Below are 22210 nucleotides of genomic sequence, written 5' to 3'. Positions count from 1 at the left end.
CCGTAGAGCAAGCTCGGCAGCGTCGCATCATCTAGTGTGTCCCGTATGACTTTCATCGAGCTGCATACTGGGCCCTGGCGCGCCAGTACCTGCTTACTGGGGCTCAGCGGCCCGCATGACGCGCCAGTTGGCTTGGCCAGCCTGACCTGGCGCCATAACGGCTCGCTGCGTACCGGCGACGATTTGGACCGCCCTCAAGGGCAGATGTTCATCGAGGCAGATGCGTTGCCCGCCCGCCAGCAAATCGCCGAACCTGAGGCGTTTCCGCTGCGTACCGTGACCACTCGAACCGCCGGCGAGGCGTACGTGTTCATCGGTGAAATGTTCGGCCGCAAAGGAGAAATTGAGACGCTCACGCCGTGTGTCGCAGCGCAGATGACGCTTGCCACGGACGCTGAACTTGCGATGACGCTCAACCCTGACTTCGAGTACGCCATCATTGCCTGCGACGGCGATATCGAGGTCAACCGCTCCTCGGTGGTCTCTCACTCCCACATGCTCATTGGTCCGGGTGAGCGCACGCTCGGTTTGGAGAACCGTTCCGAGCATTTCACCCACGTGCTGGTGTTGGGTGGTCTTCCCGAGTAACACGAACCGGGGAGATCTTGCCCACATATAGGCCACTTACCGTGCAGACATGCGGTAACAGCGCAATAATCGGATAGTGCTATATATTCTGATTGCTGTCTTGGCCGTCGCTGCCGTCGGCTACTTCATTTACAAAAAAGTCCACGCCGCCTCCGCCATTTTCGCAGTCGGTGTGCTGCTGCTCATGATCGCCGCCGCAACCGGCCGCATCGACTACGCCTCAACCGAGTTCGAATCTTCCGGCAACGCGTTCTACGACGAGTTGCTCATCATCGAGGCCCTGTTCAAGTCCCGTTTCGCCGGCACCGGCATGGCAATTATGGTGCTGTTCGGTTTCGTCGGCTACATGCGCCACATCGGCGCCGACGCAAAGACCGTAGTGGCACTGTCTAGCCCGCTGCGTCGCTTCAACGGCTCCTATTGGCTCGTACCCATCGGCTACTTGGTGGCGACGCTGCTGTCGTTCGTGGTGCCCTCTGCCAGTGCGTTGGCGCTGTTGCTCGTGGCCACGCTCATGCCGGCGTTGATCGCTGCGGGGCTGACTCCGCTGACGGTGGGTGCGATCGTCGCTACGGCCTCCACTATTGCCCCGTCCCCGCTGGAGGCGGGCCTGATTCAGGCCGCTGACCTGACCGGCATGACGGTCACCGAGTTCACCTTCGGCAACGTGGCTAAGGCCACCATCCCGGGCCTGATCGTCATCGCGTTTGTGCACATGTGGTGGCAGCACCGCTGCGACAAGAAGGACCTGGTCAAAGCCGGTGCCGCCGCAGGCGAGGCCGACCTGGAGGCCGCGAAGCACGAAGAGTCCGACCGCCGCATCCACGAAGCCATGGAGCGCGCCGAGGGCCTGCCGGGCTTCTACGCCATCTTGCCGCTGATGCCGCTGCTGCTGATCATCGTCTCCGCAATCCTGAACCGCCTGGACATCGTCGGTTTCGAGGCCGGCATTCTCCCCGTGACCGTCGTGTCGCTCATGCTGACCATGATCATCGAGGCCATCCGCCTGCGCGACGTGAACTACGCCGCGGATTCCCTCCAGGACTTCTTCAAAGGCCTCGGCGAGGGCGCCGCAGGCGTGGTGTCCCTCATCGTCGCCGCCGCCATCCTGGTGGAAGGCATCACCCAGATGGGCGTTATCGAGGGCCTGACCAGCCTCGCCCAGGCGTCCTCGGGTGCTGCGATCCTGATGGTGCTGGTGTTCGTCATCGCCACCTCTGTCATGGCAATGCTCACCGGCTCCGGCGTGGCCCCGTACTTCGCGTTCTCCGAAATGGTGCCGGGCATCGCCGCAGACTCCGCCGTGTCCGCCCCGCAGATGCTCACCTCCATTTGGGCCGCCTCCAACACCATGCGCCAGGCTTCCCCGGTCAACGCTGCGGTGCTCATCGTCGCTGGCGCACTGAACGTGAACCCGGTTGACGTGGTGCGCCGCACCCTCGTGCCGTTGGCAGCGGGCATGGTCACGTCGGTGGTGTGCGCGCTGTTGTTCGTCGTGTAGCAAAAGTCCGTATTGTGACCGGTATGACTGTCTCAGTGCTGATCACCGTCGAAGACTCTTCGCCGGAAATCTCACGTTGCTTCAACGTTGACCCCGACATGACGCTCGGCGCGCTCGCCGAGGTCATCGACGCATCCCTCGGGTTCTCCGGCGCGTCCTCGCACCTGTTCGTGGGCAAGCACGGCACGCAACGCGAGGTGTACGCCGAAAGCCCCGGTGCGGGTGAGCAGCACGAAGACACCATCACGGTCGCTGAGATGGAGCCGATGACCTACATTTACGACGCGGCGGCCGACTGGTCCATCCACGTCGAAGTCCTCGGCCCCTCCCACATCGATGCGCCAACGCCGATGCTTGTCGACGCCGCCGGCCCCGACGTCATCGAAGCCTGCAACGGCCCCGCCATGATGACCGAGTTCCGCCGCCAGGCCCGCCTGCTCGCCGCCGGTATCGAACCCGACGTGGACACCGTCACCTTGCTGTTTAGCTTCCTGCCGGTCATGCCGCCGGAGCGCATGCTGGACCGGCTGACCTTCGCCGACCCGGTCACGGTCGCCTCCCGCATGGCCAACGTCGCCGAGGAGCAGTTTTTCGACGAGATGGCCGCCGCCGAATCCGAGGGTCTAGGCCTGGCGGAGCGCTTTGACAACTTCATCAACTCCCAGCCCGGCCTGCGCGAAATCCTGGACGTGGACCCCCACCCGGAGCGCAACCCGGCGATGATCTCGGCCGTGACCGACTTCTTCAACTCCGTCCTCGGCGAAGGCACCGATTTCCCCGAACTCGCCGAACTGGCCAGCCTGCCCGGCTTCGCCGGCCTGCCAGGGCTCGAAGGGCTCGAAGGGCTTCTCGACGACACCGATGACCTCGAAGCCCCCAACTCCCTGACCTTGGTGTTCGGCGACCTGATCAGCCTGTTCATCGCCAGCGTGCCCTACAACGTGGGCGAGCTAACCCCCGAGGTATCCCGCGAGATCCGCGAGATCACAGCGCTGCCGTTCCCGGGTACCGTCGTCGATTTTCTTCTCGACGCCGGCCTGTTAAAGAAGCGCCACGAAATCCTCACCCCCACCAAAGCGGGCCTGACCTTCCTCAGCAGCGACGACGCCGTCGCCGCCAACGCCGACAACCTGCGCCGCTTCTTCGAATCCGTCATGGGCGCAGACCTGTGGCGCGCCACCGTCGACTGGTTCATCGGCGAGCCCCAGCCCAACCCCGACATCGACGACTACATCCCGTGGCTTTACGGCTTCTGCGTCGTCGAAGAGTACGAACCGGGCCGCTCCGGGCTTTCCGACGAAGGCCGCGCCATGATGCACCTCCACCGCGCCTACTACGAAGGCTAGGTCTAGACCCCGCCCGGTTGGCCCCGCCCGGTTAACTCAGGCGAGCACCAGGTAGAGCCCCACCACGGCAATGCCCAGCATCATCGCGGTGAGAATGGCGATGGGGGCGGTGTTCGGGGCGCTGCGCTCGTCGGCAAGAGCAAATGCGTCGCGCCTGTACAGCCGGCGGTTCAGCAGCCCGATCGCCACCGCGCCGAGCGTGAGCGCACACACCGCGAACACGATCAGCTCCGGGTAGGCATCCGCCCAGCGCAACAGCGTCGCCGCACACACCAGCATGGCCAGGCCGGTGCGCGTCCAACTCATCGCGGTGCGCTCCGGCTGCAGACCGGGGTCCGCAACGACGATGCTCACAGCAGGCTCACCCCGACCACCACTGCGGCGACGAACACACCGATGCCCAGAATCGGCACGATCGCCGGCGCCGGGATTGGTTTGCCGTGGCGCAAGGCGCGTTCGATCCGTACCCAACGCACCGCAGCACCTGCAGAAATAGCCATTGAGATCACGATGATGGTGGCGGCGGCGATGGAGCGCACGGTGTCGTCGATACGCGGAAGCTCAAACGCCTCCAACGCAATCCCGCCCGCCAAAAACGCGAGCGCAGTACGCGTCCACGCGAGGAATGTGCGCTCGTTAGCCAAGGTGAAACGCGGATCCGGCTCGTTGCCATCCGGAAACACCCGCCGGGTAAACCAACCACGCTCACTCATGCGCTCAACCCTAGCGCCGCATACACCGTCAGGAGAACCACCCCAACCGCAGCGATCACCCACAAAACCGTGTTTCTTTGCGACGACACCCTCGCCCACACCGCCCCCAACAACGCACCCGCCGCGTTGCAGATGACATCGTCCGTATCGCTATACCCCCACCCGCCCAGATACTGCGCCGTCTCGATGCCCAGGCTGAACAGCGTGCCTGCCGCGAGCGCCCTCACGATCGAGCCCCGATACGCCACAAACCCCACCGGAATGAACAGCGCAATGTTGCCAAACAAGTTCAGCCACGGACCCCACCACACCCGCGCATACGTGAACGTCTGCAACGGATTCAGCCGGATCTGACTGATCTGGTGCGACTCCGCCGCCCACACTCCCGGGATCGACACGAACGCCTTACCCACCGTAAACGCAAGCACGACAACGACAGTCACCACTGCCGCGGCGACCGTTGCCGGTCTACTTCTGGTCGTATTCACCCGCCCCACGGTAGACGCACGTTAGGCTGGCGACCATGAATAGCACCTTGCTGGTTACTGACAATGGCCCCCAGATCGTGGAAACCCGCGACGAATACGCCGGCGAAGGCAACACGCTGATCAACGTCTCGCACTCGTCGCTGAACTACAAAGACGCAATGGCACTGTCCGGCAACCGCGGTGTCCTGCGCGAACTGCCGCGCGTCCCCGGCATCGACGCGGTGGGCACCCTCGAAGACGGCACGCTGGTCACGGTGAACGGCCGCGGGCTGGGGGAGCGCCGTCACGGTGGCTACACCCCGCGCGTGCGTATCGACGACACCCACATCACCCGCGTCCCATCCCGCTTCACCGCCGAGGACGCCGCCGCCATCGGCACCGCCGGCTACACCGCAGCGCTCTCCGTCGCGGCGTTCGAGCGCGCCTCCTACTCCGTGGACGGACCCATCCTGGTCACCGGAGCGACCGGCGGCGTCGGTTCCATCGCCGTGTCTCTGCTCGCGGAGCGCGGCCACGAGGTCTGGGCGCTCACCGGGCGTATCGACGAACACAGCACCTGGCTGCGCGAACTCGGCGCCACCGAAATCTTCGACCGCGCCGACTTCACCGGCAAAGGCAAACCGCTGCAGAAGGCGCGCCTCGGCGGCGTGATCGACACCGTCGGCTCCGACATCCTGGCCAACGCGCTGACCCAACTGCGCTGGGGCGGCGTCGCCACCGCATGCGGCATGGCCGCCGGCAACGACCTGCCCGCCTCCGTCCTGCCGTTCATCCTGCGCGGTGTCCAACTGATCGGTGTGAACTCCGTCGACACCCCCAACGACCTTCGCGACGAAGCCTGGTCACTCCTCGACACCTCCCTCAACACAAACGCCATCCGCACCGAAACAATCGGATTGGATGGCGTCATCGAAGCCGGCCAGGCCCTGTTGGAGGGCCGGGGCGGTGGAAGGGTCGTCGTTAAGCTGTAGGCTCCTGCGGCACCGGACCAGCCGAAATCTGCCGGTAGCCGTACGCCAACGCGAGCATCGTCGCCGGCAGGGTCACAATCAACCCAAGCCCAAACGGGATCGCACCAATGAGGTTGATCAAACCAGCCAACACCGCGAAGCCCAACAGACGGCCATAATTACGCGCACCCGCCTTGAAACCACCGGTGAACGCCTGGCCAAACGTGCCATTGTTGTCACCCGCGAACCACGGCTGCAGCATAAACAGCGGGCTGATCAGCAGCATCACCAACAAACCAATGCCGAATGCCGCCATCACCGGGCCCATCACCGCAAAGAACGTCTCCGGGTCATCCATGATCGCCTCCGGGTTCTCCGGGATCATCGTCGGATCGATCGCCGAAAACGCACCAATGCCCAGCGCCGTCAGCAGCACCGTCATGCCAAGCATGGCGATGACCGACAACAACACCGACATGCCCAGCGTCTTACCAAACGTCGGCGACTTCACATCCCCGAAACTCAGGTTGCGCGCCAACGTCGCCTGCAACGCCGCACCAATCATCCACGGGCCGAACACCGTCGTGCCGCCCACCTGAATCCAGGTGCCCACCGTCGGCACAAACTGCACCGCCACGCTCAGCAGCAGGTACACCACGCCAAGCGGCAACCACAGCTTCGGGTTGCCAAACACGGTCTTGAAGCCCCAGCCGATCGCCTCCAAAATGTTCAGCTTGCCGGTGCCCTTCACATGCGACCAGCCGTTATTCGCCGGGTCGTTAATCGGGTGCGGGCTCACACCATCGCCCGGAACGTTGTCCGTCAACTGCTGGCCATGGAACCGCAACGCCGTGTTGCCCGCCATCGACGCCGCCGAATTGACCTCAAACGCGCTGTAGTCGCTGTAGCCGTTTTGGTAGTTGCCGGCTTGGTCGGCGTAGTTGCCGGCGTCGGCGGGGTCGGCGTAACTGTCGTAGCTCGGGTAACCCCCGTCGTTCTCCGGGTGGCTTCCTTGCGGATGCTGCGGATACGGCTCGAAGCCGTCATTGTTCGGAGTGGACATTGATGTTTTCCTTCATCGGATAGGTATCAGTTTTGCCCAGCCGAGTTTAACAACCCTGCGCGGTGGGACGCCGGGCCGGAACGTTGGCGCTGCCCGGGCCGCCTCCTGACAAACTTTGCAAAATCTGTCAGGAACGTTTTCTGACCTGCACGTTTACCGGCGCCTGACAGATTCCGCCGTGATCTGTCAGCCGGACGGGGCGGTGGGGGCGGTGGGGCCGGGCCCGCGGGTCGGGGTGAGGCGGCGGGGCGCCCGGGGTGAGGCAGGCCGGGCATTTTGGGCATCACCGGCAAAATAGTTCCCGGGCGGGGAACTTTCTTCGTCCGGCGGGCTAAGAAAATTCACTACGCCCAGGACAGATCGGGCAGGGCACAAAAAAGTTCCCCGGTTCGACCGAATCCGGGGAACTTTTTTGGGAAGGGTATGAGAAAGGGTAGGGCAGCAGAACCCGAGCAGAACCCGAGCAGAACCCCTACTTGACCACGAGGTTGACCATGCGGCCAGGGATCGCGATCACCTTGACTACGGTCTTGCCGTCCACCAAGGCGGCGACGCGGTCGTCGGCAAGGGCGGCGGCTTCGAGGTCGTCCTTAGAGGCGTCGGTGGCCACGTCGATGCGGGCCTTGACTTTGCCGTTGATTTGGACGGGGACCTCGACGGTGTCGTCGGTAAGCCATTGCTCGTCGAACTCGGGGAACGGCTCGAACGTGATGGTCTCGGGGTGGCCCAAACGGGACCAGAGTTCTTCGGCGATGTGCGGGGCCAGCGGCGAGACCATCTGTACCAGCGGCTCGACGGCGTCGCGAGGGGCGCCGGACGGGTAGGTCTTGGTCAGGTAGTTGACGTACTCGATGAGTTTCGCGGCGACGGTGTTGTCGCGAAGGTGGGCGTAGTCGTCGCGTACGCCGGCGATGGTGCGGTGGAGGGCTTTGAGGTCGTCTTCCGTCAACGAAGCGTCCACCACGGTGACCTCGCCGGTGGCCTCATCCACGACCAGGCGCCAGAGGCGCTGCAGGAAGCGTTGTGCGCCGACGACGTCCTTGGTTGCCCACGGGCGGGAGGTGTCGAGCGGGCCCATGGACATTTCGTAAACGCGCAGGGTGTCAGCGCCGTAGTCCTCGACAACCTCGTCGGGTGCGACAGAGTTCTTCAGGGACTTGCCCATCTTGCCGTACTCGCGGTTGACCTCTTCGCCCTGGTAGAAGAACTTGCCGTCCTTCTCCTCGACCTCGGCCGCGGGGACGTAGACGCCGCGGGAGTCGGTGTAGGCGTAGGCCTGGATGTAGCCCTGGTTGAACAGGCGGCGGTAGGGCTCCTTGGAGGTGACAAAGCCGAGGTCGTAAAGCACCTTGTGCCAGAAGCGCGCGTAGAGCAGGTGCAGCACGGCGTGTTCGACGCCGCCGACGTACAGGTCAACGCCGCCGGGGTCGTTGGCGCCGTGCTCCTCGGGGCGCGGGCCGGTCCAGTAGCGCTCGTTCTCAATGTCCACCAGCGCATCCGTGTTGGTCGGGTCGATGTAGCGCAGTTGGTACCAGGACGAGCCGGCCCACTGTGGCATGACGTTGGTGTCGCGCCAGTACTTCTGCTTGCCGTGGCCGAGGTCCAGTTCGACTTCGACCCAGTCGGTGGCCTTGGCCAGCGGCGGGGCGGGTTCGGAGTCGGCGTCTTCGGGGTCGAAGGCGACGGGGTTGTAGTCCTCTACCTGCGGCAATTCGACCGGCAGCATGTCCTCGGGCAGGCCGTGCGCCTGGCCGTTTTCGTCGTACACGATGGGGAATGGCTCGCCCCAGTAGCGCTGGCGGGCGAACAGCCAGTCGCGCAGTTTGTACTGGATTTTCTCGGAGCCCTTTTGCTTATCGACGACCCACCCAAGGGCCGCTTCAATCGCCTCATCCTTACCCATACCGTTGAGGTCCAGGCCGGAATCGTTGGCGGAGTTGATGTGGGTGGCGTCGCCGGTGAAGGCGGCTTCGGACACGTCGCCGTCGAGAACAGGCGTAATCGGCAGGCCGAAGACGGTGGCGAACTCGTAGTCGCGCTCGTCGTGGGCCGGGACCGCCATGATGGCGCCGGTGCCGTAGCCGGTGAGCACGTAGTCGGCGATGAAGATCGGGACCTGCTCGCCGTTGACCGGGTTGACCGCGTAGGTGCCCAGAAACACGCCGGTCTTTTCCTTGTTTTCCTGGCGTTCCACATCAGACTTGGCGGCGATGGAGCGCAGGTACGCGTCGACGGCTTCGCGCGGGGTGGCTTCGCCGTTGGTCCAGCGGGTGTCGACGTCGGTGGGGTAGGAGTCGGCCACGAGGTCGTCGACAAGCGAATGCTCGGGCGCGAGCACCACGTAGGACGCGCCGAACAGGGTGTCGGGGCGGGTGGTGAAGACGGTGATGTCGCCGGCGGGCGATTCGAACACGACCTCTGCGCCGCGGGAGCGGCCGATCCAGTTGCGCTGCATGCTCTTGACCTTTTCCGGCCATTCGAGCAGGTCAAGGTCGTCGAGCAGACGGTCGGAGTAGTCCGTGATGCGCATCATCCACTGGCGCAGGCGCTTACGGAAGACCGGGTAGTTGCCGCGCTCGGAACGGCCCTCGGCGGTGACTTCCTCATTCGCCAGCACGGTGCCCAGGCCCGGGCACCAGTTGACCATGGAGTCGGAGAGGTAGACGAGGCGGAACTCGTCGATAGCCTTGTGCTTCTCCTCGGTGGTCAGGTCGCGGAAGTTGCGGCCGTCCTTGGTCTGGCGAGCGCCGGACATGAGGTCGCGCACGAGGTCCTCGATCGGGCGGGCCTTCTGCTGCTCCTCGTCGAACCAGGCGTTGTAGATCTGCAGGAAGATCCACTGCGTCCAGCGATAAAACTCCGGGTCCGTGGTGGCAACGGAGCGGCGCGGGTCGTGGCCCAGGCCCAGCATGGCCAGCTGGCGGCGCATGTTGGCAATGTTCGCCTCAGTGGTCGTGCGCGGGTGGGTGCCGGTCTGGATGGCGTACTGCTCTGCCGGCAGACCAAACGCGTCATAACCCAGTGTGTGCAGCACGTTCTTGCCCAGCATGCGGTTGTAGCGCGCGTACACATCCGTGGCGATGTAACTCAGCGGGTGGCCGACGTGCAGCCCCGCACCCGATGGGTAGGGGAACATGTCCTGAACGTTGAGTTTGTCCTTGGGCAGTTCGACCTGGTCTTGCGACGCTTGCGGAGCAAGATCACCAACCGGGTTGGGTGCGTAAAACGTCTGGTTGTCGCGCCAGTACGCCTGCCACTTCTTCTCGATCTCATTGGCCAGCTCGGCCGTATAGCGGTGCGGGGTCGCCTCAGTCATGGTTATGCAGTGTAGTGAACAGGCATTGTTTATCTGCGACCTCCGCCCCGAACGCCATTTCCCCAGGGAATTGTTTTCGGGGTCGTTTTTGGGATTTGAAAGATATAGAAAAGATATAGCGGGCTTGCGGACAGGCTTCTACAGCCATTTCCCCAGGTCAGCGAATTGTTCCGATATCTTTCACTATCTTTCGGAATTGTTTCGCGCACCGTTAAGCGCGAATCCAGCGGGTGCCACGCCCACGAGGGGGACCTTCCGGATCGATCTTTGCCCTACCGAAGCTTCGAAGGTGTCGCAGGATTCTGCCCGCCTCTGCAACGCTGACGCCGGTTTGATCGGCGATGTCGGCGGACCGGAGGGTTTCGCCGTCGAGAAGCTTTGCCTCGATCCATTCCTGAATACTGACCGTTGCCAGTTCGCCCGCCTGGCCCAAGTTGAGAAGTTTCCGAGCCTCGCCACTGAGTGTCCATTCGTTTGCGTCGGCTACGGAATCGAGGAGGCCGCGGTCCACAAGGTCGTCCATGAGCTCCCTAACTTCAAGCGATGTGAGCTGGGTTTTCTGCACTGCGGTCGTTGCCGTGATGAGCGCTGCGGAGTTGAGGTGCCACAACACAATCAAGGACGCCACACTATCGACGACAACCTCCCCGTAACGCTTCGACAGCCTCCTCAGCCCCTTGATGAAGTCCACGTCCGGTTTTTGTGCAGCCAGAATCACTTGGACGTTCACATCGGTTGCGATAACCTCCGGCTCACTGCGTCCGGTTCGGAGCATGGTTGCCCACATACGGTCAAAACCACGAGAGCTTTCTTCCGCCAAGCCCAGCGTGCGCATTGCCGCCATCAGCCGGTTGTTCCGCGGAACCGAGGACGTAGATAGGAGTTTGTCCCGGGTCACACCTGGCGGGAGTGGGCCAGGGGAGGTGACTTTAAGCGTTCGATTGGACTGCTCGACAACCACCGGGCCGGGCAGTCGCCAGTCGCGGTGAATGAATGCATTCGCAACAACTTCATCAACGGCCTGCTCGGGAAAACGGCTGATGGCAACCTCTTCACCGTCGTCAAACTGGACCCGTTCAATCTCAGTGTCACCGTTTTCGGTGATCAGTCGGCGAAGGCGGGGCAGTGCCAGCAGGACCGGGTCTGAAATCAACGTCGCCCGGGGTTCCTCACCCGGCAACGTCCGCCAAAGGTGGCGCACAACAACGTCCGTTGGCCCTGGACTGGCCAGGAGAATTTCGCCGGCACGTTTAAGTTTGCCGTCGTCACGCAAAAGCCCAAGTTCCCGCAACAGTCCCGTTGTGGTCTGAGGGACGGCAGCATCGAGGCCGCGTGTCCTGCGGTGTTGGCGGAGCATCCTGCGTGCCTCGTCAACTACCGCTAACGGCAAGTCGTCTATCGAGATATCGGCTGGTCCGTTTGAGTAGTCCGGGTTGCGACGTGCCGCGTCGATAGCGCGACGCTCCTCTTCCGTCATCTCCTTGCAGGAGAATTGGCCGTCTGCGGTGCGCTTCTTCGCGGCGCCGTCGCTACGCGTATACAACGCCCGCGCTTCAGGGACGTGAATAACAACGAGCCTTGCGCCCCACGCATCCAACGCCGTGACCTGGACGTTCATGTTGGGGTTCGTCTTGACGAAGATCCGGTGAGTGATCTTTTCTTCATCCAGTTTGGTACCCGTAAACGCTTCCCTCCCGGGAACCTTGTCGGCGACACCCACCACGATGTACCCCATGGCTGCTTCCCCGTTCGCCATGCAGACGGCCTCATCCACCAACTTGTCGACGAACCGCTCCCTCTCCGCCTGTCCTCCCCCTCGAGCGGCGGGGTCCTCCTTGAACTCCAAGATGAGCGACTCCTGCGAGTCCGCCGTTGCCCCGTCATTGATCGCCTGAAGCGCATCACGCACGTTTGGGAGAAGATCATCCCAGGCAGATTCTGTAACCATGGTGCGATTGTACATTTCCCCAGGGAATTGTTTTCGGAGCCGTTTTTGGGATTTGAAAGATATAGAAAAGATATAGCGGGCTTGCGGGGCAGGCATCTACAGACGTTTCCCCAGGTCAGCGAATTGTTCCGATATCTTTCTATATCTTTCGGAATTGTTTCCTGCGCATTTATTCGCCCCAAAATGTCCCTACATTACAAATTAATAACGACAACTGGCTATATTGATAGCTGTTCATAACTCCCCTCTAAGACTTGGAGCTCCCGTGAAGAAGATCGCCGCAGCCACCCTGGCAGCAACCATGACCCTTTCCCTCGGCGCTGTTCAGGCCAACGCCGCAACCAACGAGATGCGCGGCACGGGCGACGACCGCGTCTGCGTTCTGACCCTCGATGGCCAGAAGAACAAGATCGAGGTCGCACCGGCCAAGGTTGACGAAAAGGTCAAGGACATCCTCCCGGACAACAAGAACGGCCTGGTGCGCACCAGCGCTGACCTCGGCCAGGCTTTCGGCTCCTCCGACCAGGAGCTCATCAACGGCGCCAACAACCTCGAGGCCATCGACGCCTGCAAGAAGGGCGTGGACTACAAGACCGCCGATATGACCGCGGGCAAGAAGGCTGCCATCATCGGCTCCACCGTGCTCGCTGTGATCTTGGCAATCGCTGGTCTGGCATCGCCGTTCGTCGGCCCGATGATCCAGCAGTTCCTCCCGCGCTAATCTTTGCGACGACACCACGCGGCCGTTCCTCACCGAACGGCCGCTTTTTCGTTGCCCGGCGCCGATAGTTGGTGCGCCCCCAGTTGTCCGCAATGCGGAGTCCGCAACGCCCGTGACACCTACGGTGCCTGCAGTGCCCCGAACAGGGGTGACGAAATTCCCTTTCGGCGACCGTAATTGTCACCCGCCATACATGGGAATATCTTCATAAGTGGAATCTGTTTTTCCCCTGTCCAAGAATTGGAGTTTCTCTGTGAAGAAGATCGCCGCAGCCACCCTGGCAGCAACCATGGCCCTTTCCCTCGGCGCTGTTGACGCCAACGCTGCGTCCAACACGATGACCAAGGTCCAGGGCCGCAACGCCTGCAACATGACCTTTGACAAGCCGTCCAACATCGAATACACGAACGGTCTCAAGGACCCGGTCAAGGTTAAGAAGCTCCTGGACTCGGATAAGGCCAATAACCTTATCGACTCCGCCCAGACCTCCTCCAAGATTGGCGAGGCTTTCGGCTCCTCCGACGAGACCTCCGCCAATGACGCAAATAACCTCGCTGCACTCCGCGCTTGCGCCCAGGGCGAGACTTTCAAGTCCCAGCCGATCACTGACAGCGAGAAGGCCGGCATCATCGCAGGCACCGTCATCTCCGCTCTGGTCCTGATCGGTGGCGTTCTCGCCCCGGTCGTCGGCCCGATGATCCAGCAGTTCCTGCCGTTCTAATTTCGCCTTAGAACACCAAAGCCGCTCCGGCTACGACCGGAGCGGCTTTTTTTCGTTGGTACATACCAACGGTTGGCGCGAGCCCAATTGTCCGCAATGCGGAGTCCGCAACCCCCGTGCGGACCCTGCGCGCGTTACATAAACATCTGCCAGATGGCGACGCCCATGATGATCACGCCGAGGACGAACACGAAGATCGTTTCGGGTTTGTTGGCAAAGCGGCGGAAGGCCTTGGCGTTGCGGAAGAGCAGCATCGGCACGATGTACACCAGGAAGGTGATGAATACGCCGCCGACGACAGAGATCAGGTCCAGGATGGACGGGTTGACCACGGCTGCGATGACGGTGGTGACGAACACGAAGACGTAGATGCCCCAACGCATGGCTTGGGGACTGACGCGGTCGGCAAACTTCGGGGCGACGGCGCGCACGAGGTAGGTGGTGCCTTCCTCGGCACCCATGACGTGGCCGAAGTAGGACGACGCGATCGCACACAGGGCGACGATGGGGGAGAGCACCGCCAGGAACGGCGCGTGGGTTTCGTTGGCCAGGTAGGACAGGACCGGGATGTTCGCTTCGCGGGCGGCGTCCATGCCGTCGGCACCGAGTGCGAGGCTGCAGGACCAGACGAAGAACATGGTGAAGCCGACGAGCATGATCGCGGAGATGGCTTCGATCTTGGAGACGAGCTTTTCGGTGGCCTTCTCGTCGCCATCGAAACGCTTCTGCGCGTCGAGGGCCGCCTGGGAGATCGCCGGCATGTGGCTAAAGGAGAACACGAAGACCGGCAGGATCAGCAGCAGCGCCTGCCAGGTTGGGGTGTCGGACTGGTAGGAGCGGAAGCTGGCCAGGTCCCACTGGGGGATGAGGTAGATGGACACGGCCGCGAGCGCGATGATCAGCGGGTAGACCAGGATGTTGGCAAACGCCAGGGTCGCCTTCTTACCCATTGCGTAGGCGCCGGTGAGCACACCCACGCACAGCGCCGCCAGGACCCAACGCGGCAGCTGCGGCCCGCCCAATTGGTTGACCAGGAAGCTGTCCATCGTGTTGGTGATACTCACGCCGTAGATCAACACGATGGGGTAGATGGACAGCCAGTACATCAGGCCCGTCATCAAGCCACGGGTGCGGCCGGACAGGGCGGTAACCACCTGCAGGACGTCGAGGCCCTTCACCGGCGATGCCGACACGATGCGCGAGTACGTGCGGTGCGACATGAACACCATCGGGAACGCCAGCAGGGAGATGAAGATGAGGGGGAGGATGCCGAACGAGCCGGCGTCGATAGGCAGGAACAGGATGCCCGCACCGACTGCGGTACCGAACAGGGTGATCGCCCAGGACAGGGTGCTGCCGTCGGGCGCGTCAGCGGCACGTTCGGCCTTGATTTGCCGCATGTCCGCATCTGTCAGATGGTCTAAGTTAAATTCACGCGCTGGTGTGGTCAATGTCGCCTTCCTCGCTAGGGGGTGTCATACGCCACACGGATCATAGACCACGCCTTTGCTTATCGACGAAAAACGCCCGCGGCCCCAAACCTCGGGGACGCGGGCGTACATGCCGTTTACCGCTTATGCGCGGGGGAGGACTGCCAGCGGGGACACGTCGATGTGCGTGGCAAGGCCACGGTCCTCATCGCGGAACCACGCGCGAATCTGGTCGAACAGGTTCATCATGCGGGTTCACCTCCTTTCAAAGCGTGAAGGTTGTTCACCTTCCGTTCATCTTGAGGCAACCCTAGGCCGGGCCAAATAGTTTGTCAACACCAACGATTGGCCCGAGCGAATAATCCCTGCATACACACTAAAAATCAATGTGACGCATGTGACTAGAGGAACGGATACGGGTCCCATCCGGTGAAGTACTCGATGCGCTCGCGGGCGATCAGCAGAATCGCCGCAACCACCGCCACCAGCACCATAGCTAGGAACACCCAGCCGATCACCCGGCGCGCACCCACGGGTGCCGTGCCGTCCTCCTCAGGCGACAGGAAGTGGATGCTCAACGAGAACAACGCCGGCAGGCCAGCGCCGAGCAGCAAGCCGGTGCCGAGCACCATCAACAGAGACTTCAGAATTTCAAGCATGACCTATACCTCTTTACTGGTGGTCCAGGCCGCGGGTCGTATCCACGATGTGGGCGGGTTCGCCGCGGTGGGGGGTGGTGGGTTCGTCGATAAGCGAATCGCTCTCCCAGTCATCGTTGACATTGTCGCGGTGCACCGGCTCGCGCTGCGCCACGATGAACATGTAACCGCCGCAGATCACAAGCACCACTGCCAACATGATGCCGCCCCACACGAGGTCGCCGCCAAAGTCCGAGACCCAACGGGCCGCCCACCAGGTGACAAACGCGACGAACGCGGCGATCGGCAGGGTGGTGATCCACGCGATGGCCATGCGGCCGGCAACGCCCCAACGCACCTCGCCCTTCGGGCCCGTCAGGCCGGAGCCCATGATGGAACCGGTGGCGACGTGGGTCGTCGACAAGGCCATGCCCAAGTGCGACGACGTCAGAATGATCGCCGCCGACGACGTCTCCGCAGCCATACCCTGCGGCGGGTGAATCTCCACCAGACCCTTGCCCAGGGTGCGGATCACGCGGAAACCACCCGAGTAGGTGCCAATCGCGATGGCGAGCGCACAGGACGCCTGGATCCAAAACGGCATCGTGTGATCCGAATCAAACTGACCCGCGGCCACCATAGCCAGGAAGATCACACCCATCGTCTTCTGAGCATCCGACGTACCGTGCGCCAACGCCACCAGCGACGCCGTACCAATCTGGCCCCAACGGAAGTAATTGTCGCGGTGCTCCTTCTCCGCATTCGACGTCAGGCGGTACACCAGCCAGGTGCCAATCATTGCGACGAGACCAGCCACGAACGGCGCAAACAACGCCGGCAGGATGATCTTGTGCAGCACGCCGCCCCATACAACGCCCTGCCAGCCAATCGCCGCGATCGCCGCGCCAATCAGACCGCCGAACAGCGCGTGTGACGACGACGACGGGATGCCGTACAGCCACGTAAACAAATTCCACAGAATGGCGCCCGTCAGGCCCGCGAACACGACCAGCAGGAGCCGCTCCGATTCAACCGTGTCGCTGAGGTCAAACACGTCTAGCTTCACAATGCCGTTGGCCACGGTCTTGGCCACCGCCACCGACAAGAACGCGCCGATGAGGTTCAAAATGCCAGCCAACGCCACAGCCGTCTTCGGCTTCAACGCGCCAGTAGCAATCGACGTCGCCATCGCATTCGCGGTGTCATGGAAGCCGTTCGTGAAATCAAAAAACAGCGCCACAACAATAATTAGGACGAGGAGGATAGTGATGCTCACATCCTGGCATTATGCGCCCTAATTAGCACTTAAGAAACTTACGGTCGCGCCATTAACCTCCCGTTTACCAACCCCTTTGGTGCTACTTTGCTTTACCTGGGGGTTTCCGGTCTACGGCACCTAGCGTTCACCTTCTGGGGGTAGTTAGCCAGCCACGATGTTCCACACAGTGACACCCATGATCACCAACCCCACCACGAGCACAAAGATCGTGTCCGGGCGACGCGCGTAGTGCTTAAACGCCACCGCCTTATGGAACAGCAACACCGGCATGATGTAGACCAAGAACGCAACGAAAATGCCGCCGACCACCGAAATCATGTCCAGAATCGACGGGTTCGCCACCGCCACCAACACCGCGGTGACAAAGACGAAGATGTTGACGGACCAGCGCAGGGTGGTCGTCGATACGCGAGACGCAAAGCCCGGCGCGACCACGCGCACGAGATAGCCGGTGCCCTCCTCCGTCCCCAGGAGGTGACCGAAGTACGACGTGACAATCGCAGCGATGGCAATGATCGGGCTCATCCACGCCATGAACGGCGTATCCGTCTCATTGGCCAGATACGACAGCACCGGCACATTCTGCTCGCGCGCCGCATCCATACCCTCCGCGCCGAGCGACAGCGCGCACGACCACACGAAAAACATAGTGAACGCCACCAGCATCAGCGCCGTGACCAACTCCACCTTGGACACCTCACGCTCGACAGCCTCAACGTCGCCGTCCTTCTTCTTCTGCACATCCAACGCGAACTGGCTCAACGCCGCCATGTGGCTGAACGAAAACACCAACACCGGCAGAATCAACAGCAGGCCCTGCCACACCGGAACATCCGACTCGTAGCCACGGAAACTGGCAAAGTCCCACCGCGGAATCAGATACAACGACACCGCCGCAAGCGCAATGATCAGCGGATACACCAGTGCATTCGCGATCCACAGCGTGATCTTCTTGCCCAACGCGTAGGCACCCGTCATGATGCCCACCGACACCGTGGCCAGCACCCACCGGTCCACCTGCGCGCCACCCAACTGATTGACGATGAAACTGTCCAGCGTGTTCGTAATCGAAATGCCGTAAATCAACACAGTGGGATAAATCCCCAACCAATACAGCACCGCCGACGCAAACCCCCGCTTGCGGCCCGTCAGCGCCGTAATCACCTGCAGCACATCCAGGCCCTTCACTGGCGACGCCGCCACAATGCGCGCATACGTCCGATGCGAGAAAAACACCATCGGAGCAATAAGCAGCGTAGCGACGACCAACGGCCAGAACCCGAAACTCCCCGCATTAATCGGCAAGAACAGGATGCCCGCACCCACGCCGGTACCGAAGAGCGTGATCACCCAACGCATAAACGAACCGTCTGGTTCGTCGCCCTCACGCTGCTCCTTGATCTGGTCGATATCCGCGTCGGTGAGGTTCTCCGCGTCGAACTCGTCACGCGCGAGTTCCAGGTGTTCATCGCTGTACTGCTCCGGCAGCTCCGGTTTTGTCATAAAGAATTACGGTACAGGCGCCTCCGGCACGCTGCGTGTTTTTGTGCGGTGGGGTTGTCGGTGGTTCGTGCGGAACGCCAAGGTGAGTCGGGGGCGTTACGTTCATATGCAGGGCTCGATATGCGTAAGTGCCGGTCAGAGCATTTTCCGAAATTTCGGCCGATTTTCCCAGAAACGCCGTGACCAGGGGTTACGCATATCGAGACCTGCATATGAAGCCTGGAGGGGCAGCGTGAGAGCCGAAACGGAAACTGGTAACGACGCAACCGCGGCCGGCGCTAGGTTCGGCGGCCGGCGCGGTCGGCGAACTCGTCGAGAAGTTCGAGCACGTCGGGGGAGCGCCACCCGCGTTGGCGCTTATCTAACTGCGCGGACACGGCGATCCCGTCGGCTTCCAGGCGCTCGAGTGCGTTGCGGGCGGTCTCCGCTGACACGCTGAACTCTGCGGACACGGCGGCGGTTGTCAGTACGGGGCGCTGCACGAGGAGGTCGAGGACTCGCCAGGCGAGGGCATCAGCACGTGCGGTGAGCAGGCCGTTCCACTCGTTGCGGATCTGCGTGAGCTCTTCTGCCAACCGCGCTCCGCGCCGTGCGGCTTCGATCGATGCCCGGGCGAACAGTTGGACGATGCCATCGACATCACCAGCGCGGTACGCGTCCAGTGCTGCGAAATATCGTGTGGTGTCGGTGAGGAGGCTGGCAGAGATGGGCAGTGCGGTGGTCGTCGCTAAGCAACGGCTCCGCATTAACACGTGGACGAGCGCTCGCCCTGTGCGGCCGTTGCCGTCGGCGAACGGGTGGATCGTTTCAAACTGCGCGTGCGCAATCGCCGCCTGCGCCAGCGCCGGCATGTCGTCGCGCTGCATGAACGCGCCGAGATCCTTCATCAACGCCTCGAGGTGGCGGTGGTGCGGCGGAACAAACAGAGCGCCGGCGGGGGAGTGGTCGCTACCGCCGACCCAAACCTGCTGGTCACGCAGCCGCCCTGCGATGTTCGGCGAAGACTGCCCCAGCAGAATCCGGTGCATCTCCACGATCCCTTGGACGTCCGCCCGCGCGTTCTCCACCGCCGCCGCCATCTGCCGTGTGTTGGCCACGATGAGGTTCGCGTTGGCGCTGCCTCGTCCAGTCACCTCGGCTTCCAGCACTTTCCTTGCCGACGACGTCAGCTTCTCAATCCGACTCGACGCCACCGACTCGCTCCGCAACAACAACGGCGTAAACGGTACGACCCGGTGGGCCTCGGTGGCGTCGAAACGAACCGTCTCAATCGTTGCTGCGTCCAGGATCGTCTGCGTCTCCTGCGACAGTGCAACGCGTTCGTTGGCAATGCGTGGCACCACGGCCGCTGCGTATTGACGCGGCGCATTCCGAATCGCCCGTCGCGAGTACCCAGCAGGCGACGGTGTCCACGGCAGCGTCTCGCTATCAACGTTGGGCCAAGTCATGATTTTGAAACTACCACCAAACTTACGCCCCTAAGTTTGGTGGTTTTCGCGGACCGCCAAAGTTTCGGTGGCCTTACCGACGTGCCCGTTTCCGTGGCCTCGCCGAACCGCCCGTTTCCGTTCATATGCAGGGCTCGATATGCGTAAGTGCCGGTCAGAGCATTTTCCGAAATTTCGGCCGATTTTCCCAGAAACGCCGTGACCAGGGGTTACGCATATCGAGACCTGCACATGAAGCCTGGAGAGGCAGCACGGGAGCCGGTACGCTCGGCCCCATGACTCAGCCAACCCGCAGCGCATCGCTTCACGACGACACCACCACCGACCGCCTCACCCAATCCGCCATCGCCGGCGCCCTGATCGCGGTACCCGACTACGTCCGTTCCACCCCGGGTCGCATCTTCGCGTGGACGGCGATCCTCGGCGCGTACGCGGCGGCGGTGGCGGAGTTCGACACCGTCTACGAGGACACCGACCACGACGTCACCGCCAAGGTGGAAGAGAAGCCCGACACCACGAACCCGAAGGTCACGTGGGGGCTGCTCGCCGGTGGGATCGCGCTGAATGCGCTGGGCCTGCGCCTGCACGTTGTCGTCCAGACGAAACTCGCCCGCGCACTCGAGCGCCGGGGCGTGAAGAAGCCGCACACGTTGCTCGGCGCCGCATTTGCAGCGGTGATGTTCGCGGCGCTCGAGGGTGCCGCGCGGGTCAGCCTGCGCTAGCGCTGCCTATCGACGAACGCTCGCCCCACCAATAGCTCCCTCACCGGCTCCTTCTCACCGAAGACGTAGAACCGGGCAAGCAGGTCGGTGAAGTGCTCGGCGACTGACGGGTCCTTCTCATCGAAGGGGACCGTAAGGAGCAGGCTCGACCCCTCGCCGAGGAGGTAACTGTTCGCGGCGAAGATAGCGGTGCGCTTGTTGCCGTCTTCGAACGGCTGCGCGCGGGCAATCTCGAGAAACAGGTCGACCGCTGCGTCTTTACTGGTGTCGCTATTGAGCGCCTCGGTTATCAGCATGTCCAATGCCTGCTCCGACACCGCCGGCGGCTCGTGGCGACCGTAGCGGGTGCGCACGCCGATGCCCTGGTCGTCGGTACGCAAACTGCCCGGGTTGAGCGCGGCGCTTCGCGTCAGTGTGGCGTTGATGCGCCGCAGGTAGGCGGCACTGATCGGGGTACCGGTGTTGCTGAGGATGAACTCGCCGGCTGCCTTGAGATCCTCGAGCAGGGCGAGGTCACCGCGGCCGCGCACGCCGGTGGTGTCACCGGTTTTGAGGAAACGACCCGTGGCGGGCCTGCTAGTGGAGAGGTTGTCGAAGACGACACCCGCGGTGAAGATGACCTCGAGAAGTTGGCCGACGTTCATGGGGCCTCCCGGTTCCGGCGGTTGGGGTTGATGGGATCGAGTGTAGGGGACTGGCTGCCTCGGCCCCCACCGCCGGTCGTCGGCCGCCGGCCGCCCGCCGGAGCGGAGCAATAGCTGAAAGTAGCGATCCCGGAAAACTGCGACCTGGCATTTTTCGAGGCGTGGTGCGCTACTTTCAGCTATTGGTTGCGGATTCGCGCTCGCCAACACCGCGCATGCGTAAGAATTGTCGTGGTACATCCTGCATGAACAGAATGGACAACATGGCGAAGCAAAAAACGATCCAACTTTTCCTCATCGATGGAACAGCAAATGGCCCTGTTAAGGCATCGATCGGAGGTTGGCTCGGAAGGGTCTACTCACTCCCCGTCCGTGATCTGAGGCGCCCAGACATCAACTCTCGCGAAGAACTGCAAAACCACGCCATCTACTTCCTCGTTGGCACGGAGGAGGGAACCGACGCTCCGATCATCTACGTCGGTCAGGCTGCACCGCGCAAGAATTCGGGACCCCTAGCGCGAGCGCATGAACATCTACGAAAAGATCACCGCAACAGCCGGGACGAGTTGGACGAGGCAGGCGAGCTTCAGGCTCTCGAAGATCGAGCCTGGTTTAACCGGGCTATTTACCTTGTGACTAGCGATAATTCTTGGGGCCAAACAGAGTTGAACTACCTTGAGAACGCCTTTTACAGGCTGGCTAAAGATGTTGGCAGCTACGAGCTCGGCAATAAGAGCGAACCTCCCGCAGGCAACGTTGCCGAGGAAAATCTCCCGGTGCTGAAGGACTTCGTCGAAAACACACGGTTGATTCTTAATGCATTAGGGATCAACGCGTTTGAAGCTCCGCTTGGCGACCAAAATAACTCAGAGTCGAAACCAACCCGTACGGCATCGCCGGCCTCTGTGGACGACCCTGTGTTTGAAATCGGTACGCCCGGATCTTTTTACGGTGAAGCTCGACGGACGGCCGACAAGTTTGTTGTCCTCAAAGGCGCGTTACTTAGCAACTCCATCGTTCCGAGCGCACCTGCCAGCGTTGCGCGCTACCGAGAGATGTTCGCAAACTTCATCGAGAATCGGCACCTGACTAAAGACATCCCCTTCCCCAGCCCTACGGCTGCGGCCACATTTCTCAGCGGTAACTCCATCAGCGGCCCGGTGCTGAGTGCGCGTAGTTGGTAGGGGTATT

At 62.3% G+C, this 22210-nt stretch carries 20 protein-coding genes; 8 read left to right on the top strand and 12 right to left on the bottom strand.

All coding sequences use genetic code 11. From position 1 onward, the window contains the following. Positions 1–45: 45 nt before the first annotated feature. The 3 genes from HMPREF3120_RS09825 (at position 46) to HMPREF3120_RS09815 (ending at position 3435) form a co-directional block, all read left to right on the top strand. A complete protein-coding gene (locus HMPREF3120_RS09825; protein ID WP_070484586.1) occupies positions 46–588 on the top strand; it encodes a pirin-like C-terminal cupin domain-containing protein in 543 nt (180 codons plus the stop codon). A gap of 76 nt (positions 589–664) precedes the next feature. Next, positions 665–2089, top strand: coding sequence for a C4-dicarboxylate transporter DcuC (gene dcuC, locus HMPREF3120_RS09820; protein WP_070422071.1), 1425 nt, complete (start codon positions 665–667; stop codon positions 2087–2089). 23 nt (positions 2090–2112) lie between these two features. Next, on the top strand, positions 2113–3435 hold the full coding sequence (locus HMPREF3120_RS09815; RefSeq protein WP_070452874.1) for an IS1096 element passenger TnpR family protein: 1323 nt from the start codon (positions 2113–2115) through the stop codon (positions 3433–3435). 36 nt (positions 3436–3471) lie between these two features. Here HMPREF3120_RS09815 and HMPREF3120_RS09810 read toward each other — a convergent pair whose 3' ends face one another. From HMPREF3120_RS09810 to HMPREF3120_RS09800, 3 genes are read right to left on the bottom strand one after another with little or no spacing between them, the layout of a single operon-like run. Then, on the bottom strand, positions 3472–3789 hold the full coding sequence (locus HMPREF3120_RS09810; protein ID WP_246815466.1) for a DUF202 domain-containing protein: 318 nt from the start codon (positions 3787–3789) through the stop codon (positions 3472–3474). Continuing rightward, a complete protein-coding gene (locus tag HMPREF3120_RS09805; RefSeq protein ID WP_070452871.1) occupies positions 3786–4148 on the bottom strand; it encodes a YidH family protein in 363 nt (120 codons plus the stop codon). The genes HMPREF3120_RS09810 and HMPREF3120_RS09805 overlap by 4 nt, the downstream gene beginning before the upstream one ends. Continuing rightward, positions 4145–4636 carry a VanZ family protein gene (locus tag HMPREF3120_RS09800; protein WP_070452880.1) on the bottom strand — a complete coding sequence of 164 codons (492 nt, stop codon included), beginning with the start codon at positions 4634–4636 and terminating at the stop codon, positions 4145–4147. Before HMPREF3120_RS09800 ends, HMPREF3120_RS09805 begins: the two co-directional genes overlap by 4 nt. Before the next feature lie 35 nt (positions 4637–4671). On the opposite strand from HMPREF3120_RS09800, the gene HMPREF3120_RS09795 reads away from it, so the two are divergent. Beyond that, positions 4672–5607 (top strand): acrylyl-CoA reductase family protein, encoded by a 936-nt coding sequence (locus HMPREF3120_RS09795; RefSeq protein WP_070452868.1) that lies wholly within the window; start codon positions 4672–4674, stop codon positions 5605–5607. Here the strand turns inward: HMPREF3120_RS09795 and HMPREF3120_RS09790 are convergent. From HMPREF3120_RS09790 to HMPREF3120_RS09780, 3 genes are all read right to left on the bottom strand, one after another. Beyond that, positions 5597–6649 carry a DUF2189 domain-containing protein gene (locus HMPREF3120_RS09790; RefSeq protein ID WP_070452865.1) on the bottom strand — a complete coding sequence of 351 codons (1053 nt, stop codon included), beginning with the start codon at positions 6647–6649 and terminating at the stop codon, positions 5597–5599. The genes HMPREF3120_RS09795 and HMPREF3120_RS09790 overlap by 11 nt on opposite strands. A gap of 472 nt (positions 6650–7121) precedes the next feature. Beyond that, complete coding sequence (gene leuS, locus HMPREF3120_RS09785; RefSeq protein ID WP_070452862.1) at positions 7122–9965, bottom strand: leucine--tRNA ligase; 2844 nt, start codon at positions 9963–9965, stop codon at positions 7122–7124. A 211-nt stretch (positions 9966–10176) separates the two neighbouring features. Next, positions 10177–11913, bottom strand: a complete 1737-nt coding sequence (locus HMPREF3120_RS09780; protein ID WP_070452877.1) for an ATP-binding protein — start codon at positions 11911–11913, stop codon at positions 10177–10179. 265 nt (positions 11914–12178) lie between these two features. Here HMPREF3120_RS09780 and HMPREF3120_RS09775 point away from each other — a divergent pair, with 265 nt between their 5' ends. Together HMPREF3120_RS09775 and HMPREF3120_RS09770 are read left to right on the top strand one after the other, a co-directional pair. Further along, entirely contained in the window at positions 12179–12634 is a 456-nt protein-coding gene (locus HMPREF3120_RS09775) for a hypothetical protein (protein WP_070422077.1), read from the top strand. 253 nt (positions 12635–12887) lie between these two features. Continuing rightward, positions 12888–13355: a hypothetical protein gene (locus HMPREF3120_RS09770; RefSeq protein ID WP_070452859.1), complete on the top strand. Its 468-nt coding sequence runs from the start codon at positions 12888–12890 to the stop codon at positions 13353–13355. A 134-nt stretch (positions 13356–13489) separates the two neighbouring features. Here the strand turns inward: HMPREF3120_RS09770 and HMPREF3120_RS09765 are convergent, their stop codons facing one another. From HMPREF3120_RS09765 to HMPREF3120_RS09745, 5 genes are all read right to left on the bottom strand, one after another. Beyond that, entirely contained in the window at positions 13490–14755 is a 1266-nt protein-coding gene (locus tag HMPREF3120_RS09765; RefSeq protein ID WP_070452856.1) for an amino acid permease, read from the bottom strand. Positions 14756–15186: 431 nt separating this feature from the next. Then, complete coding sequence (locus HMPREF3120_RS09760) at positions 15187–15444, bottom strand: hypothetical protein (RefSeq protein WP_070452853.1); 258 nt, start codon at positions 15442–15444, stop codon at positions 15187–15189. A gap of 13 nt (positions 15445–15457) precedes the next feature. After that, a complete protein-coding gene (locus tag HMPREF3120_RS09755) occupies positions 15458–16699 on the bottom strand; it encodes an inorganic phosphate transporter (protein WP_083284876.1) in 1242 nt (413 codons plus the stop codon). A gap of 144 nt (positions 16700–16843) precedes the next feature. Beyond that, positions 16844–18205, bottom strand: coding sequence for an SLC5/6 family protein (locus HMPREF3120_RS09750; RefSeq protein ID WP_070452850.1), 1362 nt, complete (start codon positions 18203–18205; stop codon positions 16844–16846). Between the two features lie 278 nt (positions 18206–18483). Then, positions 18484–19653, bottom strand: a complete 1170-nt coding sequence (locus HMPREF3120_RS09745) for a Fic family protein (RefSeq protein WP_070452847.1) — start codon at positions 19651–19653, stop codon at positions 18484–18486. A 275-nt stretch (positions 19654–19928) separates the two neighbouring features. Between HMPREF3120_RS09745 and HMPREF3120_RS09740 the strand changes: the two genes are divergently transcribed. After that, complete coding sequence (locus HMPREF3120_RS09740) at positions 19929–20375, top strand: hypothetical protein (RefSeq protein ID WP_070452842.1); 447 nt, start codon at positions 19929–19931, stop codon at positions 20373–20375. Here HMPREF3120_RS09740 and HMPREF3120_RS09735 read toward each other — a convergent pair. Beyond that, the gene (locus tag HMPREF3120_RS09735; protein WP_070452839.1) at positions 20372–21019 is read right to left on the bottom strand and encodes a Fic family protein; all 648 of its coding nucleotides are present in this window, start codon (positions 21017–21019) and stop codon (positions 20372–20374) included. The genes HMPREF3120_RS09740 and HMPREF3120_RS09735 overlap by 4 nt on opposite strands. A 263-nt stretch (positions 21020–21282) precedes the next feature. Between HMPREF3120_RS09735 and HMPREF3120_RS09730 the strand changes: the two genes are divergently transcribed. Next, entirely contained in the window at positions 21283–22203 is a 921-nt protein-coding gene (locus HMPREF3120_RS09730) for a GIY-YIG nuclease family protein (RefSeq protein WP_141739423.1), read from the top strand. Positions 22204–22210: the final 7 nt, after the last annotated feature.

Source organism: Corynebacterium sp. HMSC11D10 (genome assembly GCF_001806995.1).
In the GTDB taxonomy this organism is placed as follows: domain Bacteria; phylum Actinomycetota; class Actinomycetes; order Mycobacteriales; family Mycobacteriaceae; genus Corynebacterium; species Corynebacterium coyleae.
This window is presented reverse-complemented; position numbering and strand designations above follow the sequence as displayed.

Excerpts from the sequence above, each read along its gene's own strand:
- HMPREF3120_RS09790 (WP_070452865.1), bottom strand. The coding sequence starts at position 6,649 with ATGTCCACTCCGAACAATGACGGCTTCGAGCCGTATCCGCAGCATCCG.
- HMPREF3120_RS09780 (WP_070452877.1), bottom strand. The coding sequence starts at position 11,913 with ATGGTTACAGAATCTGCCTGGGATGATCTTCTCCCAAACGTGCGTGAT.
- HMPREF3120_RS09740 (WP_070452842.1), top strand. The coding sequence starts at position 19,929 with ATGACTCAGCCAACCCGCAGCGCATCGCTTCACGACGACACCACCACC.
- HMPREF3120_RS09745 (WP_070452847.1), bottom strand. The coding sequence starts at position 19,653 with ATGACTTGGCCCAACGTTGATAGCGAGACGCTGCCGTGGACACCGTCG.
- HMPREF3120_RS09730 (WP_141739423.1), top strand. The coding sequence starts at position 21,283 with ATGGCGAAGCAAAAAACGATCCAACTTTTCCTCATCGATGGAACAGCA.
- HMPREF3120_RS09735 (WP_070452839.1), bottom strand. The coding sequence starts at position 21,019 with ATGAACGTCGGCCAACTTCTCGAGGTCATCTTCACCGCGGGTGTCGTC.
- HMPREF3120_RS09750 (WP_070452850.1), bottom strand. The coding sequence starts at position 18,205 with ATGACAAAACCGGAGCTGCCGGAGCAGTACAGCGATGAACACCTGGAA.
- HMPREF3120_RS09760 (WP_070452853.1), bottom strand. The coding sequence starts at position 15,444 with ATGCTTGAAATTCTGAAGTCTCTGTTGATGGTGCTCGGCACCGGCTTG.
- leuS (WP_070452862.1), bottom strand. The coding sequence starts at position 9,965 with ATGACTGAGGCGACCCCGCACCGCTATACGGCCGAGCTGGCCAATGAG.
- HMPREF3120_RS09795 (WP_070452868.1), top strand. The coding sequence starts at position 4,672 with ATGAATAGCACCTTGCTGGTTACTGACAATGGCCCCCAGATCGTGGAA.
- HMPREF3120_RS09825 (WP_070484586.1), top strand. The coding sequence starts at position 46 with ATGACTTTCATCGAGCTGCATACTGGGCCCTGGCGCGCCAGTACCTGC.
- HMPREF3120_RS09815 (WP_070452874.1), top strand. The coding sequence starts at position 2,113 with ATGACTGTCTCAGTGCTGATCACCGTCGAAGACTCTTCGCCGGAAATC.
- HMPREF3120_RS09765 (WP_070452856.1), bottom strand. The coding sequence starts at position 14,755 with ATGCGGCAAATCAAGGCCGAACGTGCCGCTGACGCGCCCGACGGCAGC.
- HMPREF3120_RS09805 (WP_070452871.1), bottom strand. The coding sequence starts at position 4,148 with ATGAGTGAGCGTGGTTGGTTTACCCGGCGGGTGTTTCCGGATGGCAAC.